13 protein-coding genes are annotated in these 13,729 nt (G+C 34.2%); 1 reads left to right on the forward strand and 12 read right to left on the reverse strand.

Annotated features, from left to right (window positions below):
- Position 1: 1 nt before the first annotated feature.
- From ACFQ39_RS13870 to ACFQ39_RS13885, 4 genes are all read right to left on the reverse strand, one after another.
- Positions 2 to 1,264, reverse strand: coding sequence for an ABC transporter permease (locus tag ACFQ39_RS13870; protein WP_377179947.1), 1,263 nt, complete (start codon positions 1,262 to 1,264; stop codon positions 2 to 4).
- Positions 1,264 to 2,376: an efflux RND transporter periplasmic adaptor subunit gene (locus tag ACFQ39_RS13875; protein ID WP_377179949.1), complete on the reverse strand. Its 1,113-nt coding sequence runs from the start codon at positions 2,374 to 2,376 to the stop codon at positions 1,264 to 1,266. Before ACFQ39_RS13875 ends, ACFQ39_RS13870 begins: the two co-directional genes overlap by 1 nt.
- 132 nt (positions 2,377 to 2,508) lie before the next feature.
- Complete coding sequence (locus ACFQ39_RS13880) at positions 2,509 to 3,042, reverse strand: hypothetical protein (RefSeq protein ID WP_377179951.1); 534 nt, start codon at positions 3,040 to 3,042, stop codon at positions 2,509 to 2,511.
- Between the two features lie 12 nt (positions 3,043 to 3,054).
- Positions 3,055 to 4,542, reverse strand: coding sequence for a helicase HerA-like domain-containing protein (locus tag ACFQ39_RS13885; protein ID WP_377179953.1), 1,488 nt, complete (start codon positions 4,540 to 4,542; stop codon positions 3,055 to 3,057).
- Positions 4,543 to 4,664: 122 nt separating this feature from the next.
- Between ACFQ39_RS13885 and ACFQ39_RS13890 the strand changes: the two genes are divergently transcribed.
- Positions 4,665 to 5,255 (forward strand): 7-carboxy-7-deazaguanine synthase QueE, encoded by a 591-nt coding sequence (locus ACFQ39_RS13890; protein ID WP_377180033.1) that lies wholly within the window; start codon positions 4,665 to 4,667, stop codon positions 5,253 to 5,255.
- Positions 5,256 to 5,259: 4 nt separating this feature from the next.
- Here ACFQ39_RS13890 and cmk read toward each other — a convergent pair whose 3' ends face one another.
- From cmk to ACFQ39_RS13930, 8 genes are all read right to left on the reverse strand, one after another.
- Complete coding sequence (gene cmk, locus ACFQ39_RS13895; RefSeq protein WP_377179955.1) at positions 5,260 to 5,958, reverse strand: (d)CMP kinase; 699 nt, start codon at positions 5,956 to 5,958, stop codon at positions 5,260 to 5,262.
- Between the two features lies 1 nt (position 5,959).
- Entirely contained in the window at positions 5,960 to 6,985 is a 1,026-nt protein-coding gene (gene porQ / locus ACFQ39_RS13900) for a type IX secretion system protein PorQ (RefSeq protein ID WP_377179957.1), read from the reverse strand.
- A gap of 54 nt (positions 6,986 to 7,039) precedes the next feature.
- A complete protein-coding gene (locus ACFQ39_RS13905) occupies positions 7,040 to 7,987 on the reverse strand; it encodes a c-type cytochrome (RefSeq protein ID WP_377179959.1) in 948 nt (315 codons plus the stop codon).
- A gap of 119 nt (positions 7,988 to 8,106) precedes the next feature.
- Complete coding sequence (locus ACFQ39_RS13910) at positions 8,107 to 9,840, reverse strand: alpha/beta hydrolase-fold protein (protein WP_377179961.1); 1,734 nt, start codon at positions 9,838 to 9,840, stop codon at positions 8,107 to 8,109.
- A gap of 34 nt (positions 9,841 to 9,874) precedes the next feature.
- Positions 9,875 to 10,492 carry a 2OG-Fe(II) oxygenase gene (locus tag ACFQ39_RS13915; protein ID WP_377179963.1) on the reverse strand — a complete coding sequence of 206 codons (618 nt, stop codon included), beginning with the start codon at positions 10,490 to 10,492 and terminating at the stop codon, positions 9,875 to 9,877.
- 56 nt (positions 10,493 to 10,548) lie between these two features.
- Positions 10,549 to 11,643 (reverse strand): glycoside hydrolase family 53 protein, encoded by a 1,095-nt coding sequence (locus ACFQ39_RS13920; RefSeq protein WP_377179965.1) that lies wholly within the window; start codon positions 11,641 to 11,643, stop codon positions 10,549 to 10,551.
- Positions 11,644 to 11,660: 17 nt separating this feature from the next.
- Positions 11,661 to 12,899 carry a DUF2130 domain-containing protein gene (locus ACFQ39_RS13925; protein WP_377179967.1) on the reverse strand — a complete coding sequence of 413 codons (1,239 nt, stop codon included), beginning with the start codon at positions 12,897 to 12,899 and terminating at the stop codon, positions 11,661 to 11,663.
- Between the two features lie 136 nt (positions 12,900 to 13,035).
- Positions 13,036 to 13,533 carry a RidA family protein gene (locus tag ACFQ39_RS13930; protein WP_377179969.1) on the reverse strand — a complete coding sequence of 166 codons (498 nt, stop codon included), beginning with the start codon at positions 13,531 to 13,533 and terminating at the stop codon, positions 13,036 to 13,038.
- Positions 13,534 to 13,729 lie beyond the last annotated feature (196 nt).

Raw genomic sequence — 13,729 nt, forward strand, 5'->3', positions numbered from 1 at the left:
TTTATTGCCCTCTGATAATTTTGATCGGATCAACTTTTTTTGCTTTTCGCGAAGGAAAATAGCCGGCAAAAAAGGTAGAAATTAAAGCAAAACTAAATCCTATAATGTAATACAAAACCCGAAAATTAACCGGGAAAGTTTTAATCGTTGGAAGTGCCTCTGTTTCAAAGGGAATTCGATCAATAATTCGCGACATCACAAAACCGATAATTAAACCTAAAATGCCACCAACCAAACCAATAATAACCGCTTGGCTCATAAAAATCATTTGCACATCCTTTCCGGAAAAACCAATTGCTTTTAAAATAGCGATATCATTCATTTTTTCGTAAATCACCATATTTAAAATATTATAAATTCCAAAACCCGCCACAATTAACAGGGCTACTGAAACAGCGTAAGTAATTATATTTCTAATATTTGTTCCAGTTTCAAATTGTGCATTTGCTGTTTTTACATCAATCGCTGTCACATTAAATTGCTTTTCAATTTGCTTTGACAAATGTTCTGACTTTTCAATATCATACATCTTTACATTGATATCCGTAATGTAATTTGATGATTCTTGCAACATCTTTTGAGCCGTTCTTAAATTTACAAAACTTTGTACATTATCAATTTCTGCTATGCCGCTTTGATAAATCCCTACAATTTTGAGATAAAAAGGATCTCCGTTAATTGTGCTGATTTGAACTCTATCTCCTATATCAAGCGACATTTTTTTAGAGATTCCTGCACCAATTAAAATTCCTATATCATTTTTAATTAAATCTTTTACGCTTCCACTTATTATATAATCTCCAAACTGAAAATAATCCGCTTCTTTAATGGGCATGATACCACTAAGTGTACCTCCCAAATCAATAGAGCCTGCTTTGTAAAAAATCTGTGTATTTACTTGAGGAATTGCTGCTTTCACTTCCTTTTTCTCTTCTAAATATTGTAAGATGGGCAGTGCATTATAGATTTTCTTTTCGCTTAATTTAGGTTTAATAGAATGAACTATCTTCATGGAATTTTCAGTCCCTGTGAGAATATCGATTGGCTGTATTTTCGTTGGCTTAATTTCATTGTATATATGAACATGAGGGGTTCTGTTTAAAACCAAACCGTCTAACATCTCATTCAAACCGGTCATAAAGCTTACCAACGTAATGTAGGCAGCTATCCCAAAAGTAACTCCTAGGGCAGCAATCGTCGTTTGTTTGATCTTTGAAAACAAATGAGTTCTGGCAATGGGTAAGATGATTTTCCAATCTACCATTACTCAGATTTTATAATGGCGGTTTCATCATTTAAACCTGATAAAATCTCAACAAAATCGATATTTCTTAAACCTGTTTGAACATCAACTAAACCATTTCTTGTAAGAACTTGATTGTTTTCTAAAAGAAAATCTCTTGGAATAGTAAGTGCGTTCTCCTTTTTTCTGATGATCACATTTGCCTCGCCAGACAATCCAGGATAAAGAACTTTTGGTGGATTATCGAAAATAGCGTCAACAATAAAAGCATTTGATTTTAGCTCTTTTTGAGGATAAATTTTTTTAATTTTACCCTTATACAACTCACCATCATAGGCATCTAAGGTGATCAAAACTTCCTGGTTTTTTGACATTTTTACAATATCTACTTCATCGATCTGAAGTTTTAAAACAAATGAAGAATCTTTTCCAATTGATGCCAGGGGCTCCATCGAATTTACTATTTCTCCTTCCTTTTTATGAATCGCATATACTTTACCTTGAATTTCACTTGTGACAGTAAAATCTTTTGAATTATAAACGGCTGATTCTAGGTTGTTTTGTGCTTGCTTATAAGAAGTTTCTAATTCAAATTTTGTTCTTTGATATCTCTGTTCTAATAAATTCAAGTTATTTCTCGATAATTCATATTTAAGTTTCCTAGAATCTAGTTCAATTTTTGATCCAACTTGCTGACTCCAAAGCTTTTGTTGCCTAAAAAAGTTAATAGAATCATTATTTAATTGTAATCTGGCTGCATCAATTTCTTTGAGTAAGTCAGATAAAATAGCACTGCTTCCTTTGTAATTTTCTCGTGCCATTTCTAATACTAACTTAGCATTTTCTTCATTTAATTTTGGCGTATTATTTCTAATCTGCGCAATAGGATCACTTATTTTTACCAAACTACCTTCTTCTACAAAAAACTTTTCGCAGATCCCTGCAACAGAACTATAAGCCTGGTATAGACTATCCGGTTCTACAATGACAGAACTGTAAACAGATTCTATGATATCTCTTTTTTCAGGAAATATTTCTTTTTCCTTCTGACGGCACGATATGGAAGTAAGCCCAAAAATGACAATAAATAAACATATTTGATAATGCCATGAAATGACAGTTTCTGTATTCATGTAAGATAAATTCTACCTTAAAATTAAACAATTTATAACTATCAATTGAAATATTTTAGAACAGATTTAGGTATAACAAATAAAAAAAGGAGCCTTTAAAAAGCTCCTTTTAAACAAAAAATCATCATTTCGTTATTCAAACCAAATCGAAATATATTTGATACTGGCCAAATCCGGTATTTGGTCTTTTGAAATAGGGTCTAAATTGTCTTCAGACAATCCTAAATCACTTTTTTCCAAAACAATAGATCCATTAATTTCATCTACATAAATAATCGCAGAAGTAAATGTAGGGTCAATTTTAGTAAAAGAATAATTAGAGGCTACATCGCCGTAATTTGAAGCTACAGAGATTCCTTTCTCCGTTTTAAATTTAGGAGAATAAATTTGCACTCTTTCAATATAGTTCAGAGAATCCTTTGGAATTCTTGGATAAACAGACAATAGGTGCTTTCCTTCATCGTCATAAATCACAAATTCATTTGCAAAATCTCTATCAGGAGGAAGCATTACAATGGAATCATTCTTAAAAAAACTCAAAATATCCTCTTTTGAAGAGGTTTTGGTAATTGGCCCTACCTGGTCTTTGGAAATTACAAATTCCTTTTCTTTTCCACATTGCCAAAGCACAACGGTCATTAATAATAGAAGTAGTTTTCTTGTCATATATAGCTATTTTTATTTCTTCATCATTTTATTTAAAATTCCAAATACGCCTCTAACAAAAGTAGCACTCGTCACAACTTTTATCAATGGATCCATACCAGATTTACTGTTTTTTGTCTTACCTCTTGAGCTCTTTTCAGTTGGTGTATTTGCAATTTTCTTATTCAATATTTCATAGGCACTTTCGCGATTGATTGCCTCGTTATACTTGCTAACCAATTTAGAACTAGAAACCAGTCCGTCTAATTCCTTATCAGTCAGAACGTCCATTCTGCTCATTGGTGCACGCAATAAAGTTCTGGCCAATGGTGTTGGCATTCCTTTTTCATTTAACACTGTTACCAGGGCTTCACCGGTTCCCAATCTTGTCAATTCCTGATCTACTTCATAAAAATCAGAAATAGGATAATTCTGGGCTGCTAATTTAATACCTTTTCTGTCATTAGCAGTAAAAGCACGCAATGCATGTTGAATTTTTATTCCGAGTTGAGATAAAACATCGGATGGTATATCTTTAGGGTTTTGCGTAACAAAATAGATACCAATACCTTTTGAACGAATTAACTTAATAATACTCTCAATTTGGTCTAGTAAAGTTTTTGTAGCATTTTCAAAAACCAGGTGTGCCTCATCGATAAAAATGACTAATTCTGGTCTTTCTGCATCTCCTATTTCAGGAATTGAATTATAAATTTCTGCTAATAATTGAAGCATAAAAGTTGAAAACAACTTTGGTTGATCCTGAATATCTGTGAGACGAAGTATCGATATTACTCCTCTCCCCTTTTCATCAATTCGAACCAAATCATTTACTTCAAAAGATTTCTCTCCAAAAAATAAATCTCCACCTTGTTGTTCTAGCTCTACGATCTTTCTTAAAATAGAACCGGTAGAAGCAGTTGAAATTCTTCCATATTTCTCCTCAAATTCTTCTTTTCCATCATTTGTTGCGTATTGTAAGACTTTTTTGAAATCGTCTAAATCCAAAAGCGGTAATTTTTCATCATCACAATATTGAAAAACAATCGCCACAATACCTGTTTGAACATCAGTTAGATCAAGAATTCTGGAAAGTAATGTAGGTCCAAATTCTGAAACAGTAGCTCTTAATCTTACTCCCTTTTGTTCGGATAAACTTAAAATTTCGACAGGAAATCCCTTGGGCTCATAAGACAAGCCTATTTGGGCATGTCGTTTAGTAATATGTTCATTTTCAGTACCAGGTTTTGCGATACCACTTAAATCTCCTTTTACATCCATCAACAATACGGGAATACCGTTATCTGATAAGTTCTCAGCAAAAACTTGTAATGATTTTGTTTTTCCTGTTCCTGTTGCCCCGGCAATAAGACCATGCCTGTTAATCGTTTTTAAAGGGATTTTTACAAAGGCCTCTTTGATCGGTTCCCCATCGAGCATGGCTGCCCCAAGCACAATCGACTCTCCTTTCATTTGATAACCTTGATTGATCTGAGTGATAAAATCATCTCTTCTTGCCATATCGATATTTTTGATAAAAATAGTTTAAAACCACAAAAGATAAAAATTGTTCTAGTTTAAATATCTTTGCAAAAAATTAAAATTTGGAAGCCAAAATACAAGAGTTGATTAATGTTGGAAAGATGCTCCCATTGATGGAGGAATTTTACACCATACAAGGAGAGGGTGCACATACGGGTAAAGCGGCCTATTTTATAAGAATTGGGGGTTGCGATGTAGGCTGCCATTGGTGCGATGTCAAAGAAAGTTGGAATGCCAAATTGCACCCCGCTACTGCTACTGAAAAAATTATTGAAAACGCTATAAAATACTCAGATACAGTAGTTATAACCGGAGGTGAACCACTCATGTGGAATTTAGATTTTATAACAAAAAATTTACAAAGTCGAAATATTAAAACCCATATAGAAACCTCAGGAGCCTATACGCTTTCTGGTGTTTGGAATTGGATTTGCCTTTCGCCTAAAAAAAACAAATTACCCTTACAAGAGGTTTACGACAGAGCAGATGAGCTAAAAGTAATTGTTTACAATAAAAATGATTTTAAATTCGCAGAAGATCAAGCGAATAAGGTGAACGGAAATTGCACACTTTTCTTACAGCCCGAATGGAGTAATCGAGAGAAAATGACTCCTTTGATCGTTGATTATGTGATGAAAAATCCTAAATGGAAAATATCTTTACAAACCCATAAATATTTGAATATACCTTAAGATTTCAATTGAGTTTTTCAATTTTATCTTGTACTAGTTTCAAAATGTAATGAAATTGTTCATCCTTTTTCATTTGTGAATTATCTATCTCGATAGCGTCGTTGGCCTTTATTAAAGGAGAAATTTTTCTTGTAGAATCTAATTCATCACGCATCACTACATTTTCTAACACTTCTTCAAACGAAACATCTTCGTTTTTTTCGGTCATTTCCTTAAACCTTCTACCCGCCCTAACTTCAGGCTTTGCACTTAAAAATAATTTGATTTCAGCATCTGGAAATACAACCGACCCAATATCGCGACCATCCATCACCAAACCTTTATTTTCACCTAATTTCTTCTGATAATTTACCAGCTTTTTACGCACTTCAGGAATCGTAGAAATTCTACTTACCAAATTCGAAATTTCCAACGTTCTAATTTCGTTTTCAACATTTTCACCATTTAAATACATTTCTGAAAATCCTAGGTCAGAATTAAAAATAAAGTTGAGATCTATTCCATCTAACCCTTCAACTATTTTATCAATATTTAGGGTATTTTCATTTATCCAACCTTTTCGTCTGGCATAAAGCGCAACAGCCCTATACATAGCCCCTGTATCAACGTAGATATAACCCAACTCTTTCGCCAGTAATTTTGCGATGGTACTTTTTCCTGTTGATGAATAGCCATCTATGGCTATGATTACTTTTTTACTCATCTTAAAATCTTCTCCTATTTAAATCGATTAGTAATGAAAATGTGTTTGAATTTGTTACTGGATGGTATTTTGTAAATGCATATTCAAATGTAAGCCTTCCTGTTGTTAAACCAAAACCGGCGCTAAATCCGGCAAAAGTTCTGGCCTCTGTTAAATTTAGTTCTGCCGCTCTTCTAAAATTATACCCAAATCTCAAACTGAATGCTCCTTCGGGAAAAAACTCTGCACCTACTACCAAATGCCTTATGGCTTGATCAAAGAAATTAATCGTTTCATTCGTCGTTTCTCCATCCAAATTACTCGAACTATTTGAAGGGTTGGGCTCTGCAATATACCAGCTTTGCAAGCTATTTATGGTGAGATACCATTTTAATGGCACATCTTGTAATTGGTAGCTGGAGGCTATGGCGATTTCGAGAGGCAACTCCTCTCTTATTTCATCAAAAACAGTAATTTGATATCCTAAATTTCGAATAACTGCAGCAAAACTATAAGGTTTTGTATCATCATAATAATAAATACCAAAATCAGCTGCTAGTCCGGAAGAATTATAGTTTTCAATTTTCGAATTGAGGTATTTTAAATTTCCTCCTAAATAAAAGGCCGAAAAGGGTATTTGATAGGAATACCCAATTGAAATGGCAATATCTCTCGCGCCAAAATCTCCTGTTTCCAACCCTGATTCATCTGCACCTATAAAATCGCCATAGTCCAAATATTGAATTCCTCCATGTAATACGCCAAATCTTCTATTTACTAAATGAGCAAAAGTTACTGAACCCATATTTAAATCACCCAGATAATTGATATAATTTACGCCTAACTGATTGTCAATCAACCGATTGATACTCGCAGGATTCCACAATGGTTGATTCACATCCTCATTCATGGTATAAATGTCACCACCCAATGCAGCTTGTCTGGCTGAAACGGGAATATTTAAAAAACTAAAAACACGCTCTCCCCCAACCTGCGCTAGAGCAAAATGGCCATACATAAGGATGATCAATAAGAATGCGTTTTTCATTTAAACGCAAAGAAAATGTAAAAAAAAAGGATAACCTAATTGATTTTTTTCGAATCACCGGGGTACTTTATTCTCAATGGCTGGTAAAGATTGCAAATATGTATAAATGGCATCAATTTCATTGTCTGTCAAATTTACGTATGGAACCATCGGATATCTCAATGCAATTTCTCCTTCTACAATACCAGATTTCAGAGCATTCCTAAATTTTTCTTTAGACCATTTTCCTATTCCGGTCTCCTTGTCCGGTGTGAGATTTGATGAGTGTATAACTTGGCCCTCCATATTTAGTAACTCGTTCCCTCCTCCAAAATAGCCAGGGCTTTTTTCTGGCTCCAAGAAATCATTCGTTTTAAAATCAGCAGAATGACAAGAGAAACAATCCAAATTATGAGCGAGATATTTGCCTAATTCTATGGGGTTATTCTCGTCGGGCATAGGTATTTTTTGTTCTGGAAACGGAAATGGTTTAAAAACTGTATTTGATAAAACCTTTGTCAGAAATGAAGGTTCAACCGGAATACTAGGTGTGGCATTAGCTCGAACATATGAATGATCTGAACGAAGAAAAGATACAATGGCATTGATATCATCATCTGCCATTGTAGGTAATTTAGCCATATAGGGTGGAGCGTATTTTCCATCTCTTTTAATGCCCGTTCTCAACAAATAGACAATTTCACTATCTGTCCAAGTGCCAATTCCATGGGTTTCATCTTTTGTAATATTGGCAGAATATATCTTTCCAAATTCTTCTGGTGCATCTCGCATAAATTTACCGGTTAATTGTCCTGTTTCTTCATTAAAATGACAGTTCGCACATAAAACTTTAGCTAACTTTTCTCCTCTTGCAATTGATTCGGGTGTACTCTGAACAACGAATTCTATTTTTTCAGTTTTATAGGAAGGAATACCTCTTAGTTGAATATAAAGGCCTGCAAAAAGAATAAGAACTACAACAATGAGCAATAATTTTCCAAAAAATTTAATCGATTTTTTCATATCCCACAGATTTAGGTGTTGACTCATTTTTATCAATAATTAACTTTAATTGTTGATTTTCAGATAAATATAATACAATTACATAATTTTTTATACTCCTTCTGAAAAAAATTAGTTTGCTATTTATATCTCCAACTCATTAAATCTGCATCTTTTGGGGCCGTTTTTGCAATTCTTTCCATGATTTTTGGAACATACATTGAATTATATCTTAAACGGCTAATATAATTTGGATTTTCTTGGTCTCCATTCCAGCAATGCTCAGCTCTATCACCGTAATCCACTTCCCCTTCGTAATAGGGATTGGTTGTTGATTCTAGAAAATCTTCCATTAAATAGACGGCATTATTAAGATAATAATTATCCATATCACCACAATAAATATGAATTTTACCTCTTAACTTTTCTCCTAATTTATCCCAGTCTCTCTCTAAAATATAACGCAAATCGTAATTCTCTTTCCAATACTTAGCCACCTCTGAATTAATTTCTCCTGTCATTTTGTCCCAAATTCTTTGAGGATATCCATCTTCCCCCTGCGGTGAATAAGTTGCTTCCCAAATATCCCACTGCTGACCAGATCTCGAGTGATCACCCAAAACCAATTCAAAATGATTGGCTCGTTTTACGGTTGAACTAATCTGACCTAAATAATATCTTTTCGCAGGAATTTCTATCGTGTTAAAGTCGCTTTCATAATAATAGGCATTTTTGTCCTCATAAATATTATTCAAACAATAGGCCCTAAAATCAATAGGGTCAGGACAAGCGGCAAAACAACCATTATATTCTTCAGGATACATCACTTGAACAGCCAGTGCTTCCCAACCACCAGTGGAGCCTCCATAGAGAAATCTTGCCCAGCCTTCTCCTAAACCACGAAATTTTTCTTCTATAAATGGTATTAGTTCATACGTAATTGCATCTCCATAAGGGCCTTGGGAGGCAGAATTTACGGCATATGAATCATCGTAATAAGGAGTGGGGTGCTGAATTTCAATAATGATAAATCTTGGAAAATCGGGTTCGTTCCATCGCTTATAAAAATCATAAGCCTCTTGTTGTTGGATAATATTGTACCCTTTTACATTAAACCTTTCTGCAAAATCAGGTTCCAAATTAGGGTCAGGGGGTGTTGTTCTAAAGCCACCAAAATCTGAAGGGAAATGACCATGAAAAATCATGATCGGGTATTTGGCCTCCGGATGCTTTTCAAAATCTTTTGGTAAAAGAACATGAGCCCCTAAAAATATATCTCTACCCCAAAAAGAAGAAAGTTTCTCCGACTTCATTTTCACATGCTTGATCCATTCTGTATCTTTAGGCTCTTCCAAAGGCTCAATTTTCTCCGTCATTACGATTTCAAGGTCTTTAATGCCTTCATTTGTCACTTCAATTTTAATTGGTTTGCTGTAAAGATTTCCAGGAGATAAATTCCATTGCTGGCCTTCTCCATTATCCATAGGTAATTTCACCGTATGTCCGGTAGAAAGTTGAAAATCTTCATATACGTGGAGCAAAGCCTGCACATAATAAATTCCTGGCTTAATATCTTTGATACTTGATACGGGATAACCAAATGCGTTTTGATCAAATAACTGACTCTCTTTCGGTTTGAAAATATCTACATTCATGCCAAAGATCAATTGCGTTTGTAATCCGTCATTTATCTGAAATCTAGGCTCTTTTTCATCATTATTAGAAAACATCAGCAATAACCTACCCTGGAGATTATCATCACCTAAAGAAGAGTCGAAAGAAATATAAATAGAATTATTATCTGCCGAATTACTTTCGTTTTTACAAGAAATAAGAACAGTAATAAACAGTAAAAGAAAGATTACTTTTTGCATAAGAAGAAATTTTATAAAAATAAAGATATACTTTTTAGGTTGTTTTTAACCAACCTGCTATGCTGAATCTTTTTCTGTTATGGGAAGGATGGACTTCATGCTCTAATTCATCACTTTTAAAAAAAATAGACCTGCCGCCATAAGGAAATACATTTTCAATTTTTTCATCTTCTAAATAGAGGCTAAGATTCCCGCCATCAGATTTTTTCCAATCGTCATTTAAATAAGTGACAAGGCTAAATTTTCTTCCTCTGTCTGTTTTGAATTGATCGAGGTGCCTTTTGTAAAAACTCCCCACATCATATATGGCGTAATGAAACTCAAAATCGTTGATGGAAGTATAACAGGTAGAATTAAGATGATTGATGAAATTTTGTACTTGATCTAAAAAGGCTTTTTCAAAAAAGTCTGTCGTGTTATTGTTTATCCATTTAATTAGATCTCCTCTTACCTCGGTATTTTTCTGATAATCAAACTTTTTTCCAATACCAGCAGGATTCATTTGATTATTTTCATAGTAATTGATCAAGTTAAACCTTAATCCTGAAATAATGCTCTCATCCAAGAATTGATCAATAAATCCAAATTTCTGGTCAATTAGACCCTGAATTAAGACCTCAAATTTTTGAGTCTCAGCCAATAAATTATTCAATGTAAAACTTTAGGAATATTTTCCAAATATCGTTAAGTAATCAATACAAAATCGATTTATTTTTGAGGATTAAATTCTTTTAAAATTGGAAGTGACTTGAGAGTGAAATCAAAAAGAGCCTGGTTTTCCCATGGAGATCCATTTTGAGAGGTAGGTCCATCGAATGCAACCAGTTCTCCTCCCCAATAACAAATTCCAATACCATCCTCTACCTCTAAAATTTTTGTATACAATGCTTTAAAAAAATTAGCTTGTCCCAATCCTGTCGGAGGAAAATCAGGAAGGATAATCTGACTCTCGAGCCCAACAATATTATTTGTGTAATCATTCCATCCTAAAGTAAAAGGGTAAGCCGTTTCTGCAATCAAAAGCTGCTTACCAAAACTATTCGAGAGTTCATTCATTCGGCCAGCTAAAGTATTAAGATCTTTTCCATGCCAAATTGGATAATAGGATAGACCTATGAAATCGTAATCTACATTTGCCATTTTTTGAAAAAAAGAATTAGAACCGCTATGTCCTGCATAGTGGATCATAATTTTAGAAGCAGCATTAGTCTGCCTTACTGCCTCAGAAGCTATTTGTAACAATTCAATACACTGAATTTCATTGCTATGCAAATTGCCATCAGGAAAAAGGAATCCATTATTAATTTCATTCCCAATTTGAATAATTTCTGGTCTAAGGGTAGCTACAACTTTTTTTGTATACTCTCTCACAGAATCTTTCAGCTGCTCATAAGAAATATTTTGCCAAGCCTTAGGTTTCTCCTGATGTCCCGGATCGGCCCATGTATCTGAATAATGCAGTGTTAGCCAAATTTGATAACCTTTTGACCTTATGTGGGTCGAAAAATCTTCTACCTCGGATAAACTAGCCACACGATCTGTTGGGTTCACCCAAAGCTTTAACCTTATGATATTGACACCACTTTTCTTTAGTATCGATAAAAAATCTTCAACATCACTGTTATGATTTAGAAAATTGAGATTTCGCGACGCTATTTGCGGATAAGCAGACAAATCTGCTCCCCGAAATGTCATTTTTTTCTCAATCATTATAAGGGGTTGGTCTACTTCATCCTTACCCTCAGAACATGAAATCAGACTTATAAAAAATAAAACTAAGAATATCGATCTATAATAATCCATATAACCATTTAAAAAATTTAGGACTCTATGGTTTTATCTGGCAACTCCAATACATTTGAAGTTTCCAGCTCGTTACCTGCGATGCCTTTTATACTTCCAAAAAGTGCGGAAATATTCTTCTGAACCACCCAAATCTGTTTTTCACGAGTTGCCCAAATTCTATGCATAGCTTTTTTCTCTGAATTCAATTGATCGATCATGCCATCATAATTTTCTACAATTCGCTTAATATTTTGAACAAATTCGTTCGACGTCAAATAATGATAGAGCAATTCCATTTTATCACCTTTGTTTTCTTGTGATAATTTGGCAGCGTAAGTTTTGATAAGCATTTCTCGCAAAACAAAAGAAAGACTTTTTACTTCGTGATAACCACATATCCAAACGCCATTTTTCTCACCAAAACGGTCCATATCAGAAGGCATCGTTTCTGTAACCAATATAGCGACATCCGCCTTACAAGTGACCTGATCTTGTTTGAGTTTATCTATCCAATCATTCGCAAAATTCTTAGTACGTTTGCTTTCATAAACAATAGATCCACAATTCTGTTGTAAAGAATTGACGACATACTGTATACAATCCGCGCCTCTGATTCCCTTTGGAACCTCAGAAATTTTATCAAATGGATAAGTTCGCATTAAAAGTTCTTCCAGTGCCAACTCTTGCACTTCTCCTTGCAACTGCATGGAACCCTGCTCGGCTTTTCGCTTCATTTCTTCGGCCAATTTTTTGTTGTCCTCAATTTGTTTAAGCAGCTTTATTTTCTCTAATTCAAAACTATCTCTTTCTTTGGCTCTGGCCTTTTCCTCAATTTCTTTTTGTCTTTCCAAAAGTTGCTTTTCCACGTTGAGTTGAAGCTCTTCTTGTTTTTCTTTCAAATCAGCTTCTTTTCTCATTAAAGAAACTTCTTTTTCTTTCAGTAATTTATTTTCTTGTTTTCTTTTATCATTCTCTTGTTCCAAGGATTTCATCTTTTCCTCATAATACTCCATCGCTCTTTTTCTTATTTTGATCGATTCCTGTTCGAGTGCCTTATTCAATTGAGCTTTCAAAACATCTTCTTGTTGCTCTTTTAAACGATCTAATATCTTTTTTTCTTCCTCTAACTTGTCCTTTTCTTGTTGTAATCTCTTCCCTTGTTCAGTCATTTTCTTTTCGAATTCAGCCTTATAATGCGCCTCGAATTTACCGGACAATGCTTCTTCAACATCAAATTGATGTCCACAATTAGGGCAAGTAATTTTATCAGTCATAATTTGTATAAAAAAAGTGTTAGGTTAAGGATTACCAGAGTTAAACTGGAAATGATAAAAGTAATAAAGATAGTGAATTGAATAGATTAGATTTTTGATAAAATCCAGACTTTACTAAATTGATTTGCTATACAGATTATTCAAGTTCAACGATTACTTCAATTTCGACCGCAATATTATTGGGTAATGAATTATGGCCTACGGCAGCTCTGGCATGTTTTCCCTTTTCACCAAAAACATCAACCATTAGATCAGAAAAACCATTGATTACTTTAGGATGGTCATAAAAATCATCGGTACAGTTCACCATTCCCCGAACTTTTACAAACTGCTTAACTCGATTGAGATCTCCTGTGGCCTGTTTTAAAATAGCCAAAATTTCAATTCCAGTTTCCCGAGCTGCCTGATAACCTTGGTCAATTGTCAAATCTTTACCTAACTTACCGTAGACATCCGGTCCTGCTCCGGCTAAATATAATGTGTTCCCGACGTGTTTCCACTTCACATAATTGGCTATAGGCTTTGTTACCTCAGGAAGCACAATCCCTAATTCTTCAATTCTTCGATTGGGATTTTGTCCGTAACTGTAAAATATTGGTGCCAGTAATAAGGCAAGGATAAATTTATTCTTCATTTTATAATAGATTAAAGAATAAATATAACGAATATAATTTTGCTTGGGATTGTACGGGAAAGAAATGAATATCAAAGAGAATTTCCGAATTGTACCATGTTCAAAACAAAAAACCCGATTCTTATGAATCGGGTTTTTCAAAGAAAGGCAATGACCTACTCTCCCACCATTGGCAGTACCATCGGCGCTGATAGGT

This window comes from Namhaeicola litoreus, assembly GCF_042679565.1.
In the GTDB taxonomy this organism is placed as follows: Bacteria; Bacteroidota; Bacteroidia; order Flavobacteriales; family Flavobacteriaceae; genus Namhaeicola; species Namhaeicola litoreus.

Coding starts and splice junctions, on each gene's coding strand:
- ACFQ39_RS13870 (WP_377179947.1), bottom strand. CDS start 1,264: ATGGTAGATTGGAAAATCATCTTACCCATTGCCAGAACTCATTTGTTT.
- ACFQ39_RS13875 (WP_377179949.1), bottom strand. CDS start 2,376: ATGAATACAGAAACTGTCATTTCATGGCATTATCAAATATGTTTATTT.
- ACFQ39_RS13880 (WP_377179951.1), bottom strand. CDS start 3,042: ATGACAAGAAAACTACTTCTATTATTAATGACCGTTGTGCTTTGGCAA.
- ACFQ39_RS13885 (WP_377179953.1), bottom strand. CDS start 4,542: ATGGCAAGAAGAGATGATTTTATCACTCAGATCAATCAAGGTTATCAA.
- ACFQ39_RS13890 (WP_377180033.1), top strand. CDS start 4,665: ATGCTCCCATTGATGGAGGAATTTTACACCATACAAGGAGAGGGTGCA.
- cmk (WP_377179955.1), bottom strand. CDS start 5,958: ATGAGTAAAAAAGTAATCATAGCCATAGATGGCTATTCATCAACAGGA.
- porQ (WP_377179957.1), bottom strand. CDS start 6,985: ATGAAAAACGCATTCTTATTGATCATCCTTATGTATGGCCATTTTGCT.
- ACFQ39_RS13905 (WP_377179959.1), bottom strand. CDS start 7,987: ATGAAAAAATCGATTAAATTTTTTGGAAAATTATTGCTCATTGTTGTA.
- ACFQ39_RS13910 (WP_377179961.1), bottom strand. CDS start 9,840: ATGCAAAAAGTAATCTTTCTTTTACTGTTTATTACTGTTCTTATTTCT.
- ACFQ39_RS13920 (WP_377179965.1), bottom strand. CDS start 11,643: ATGGATTATTATAGATCGATATTCTTAGTTTTATTTTTTATAAGTCTG.
- ACFQ39_RS13925 (WP_377179967.1), bottom strand. CDS start 12,899: ATGACTGATAAAATTACTTGCCCTAATTGTGGACATCAATTTGATGTT.
- ACFQ39_RS13930 (WP_377179969.1), bottom strand. CDS start 13,533: ATGAAGAATAAATTTATCCTTGCCTTATTACTGGCACCAATATTTTAC.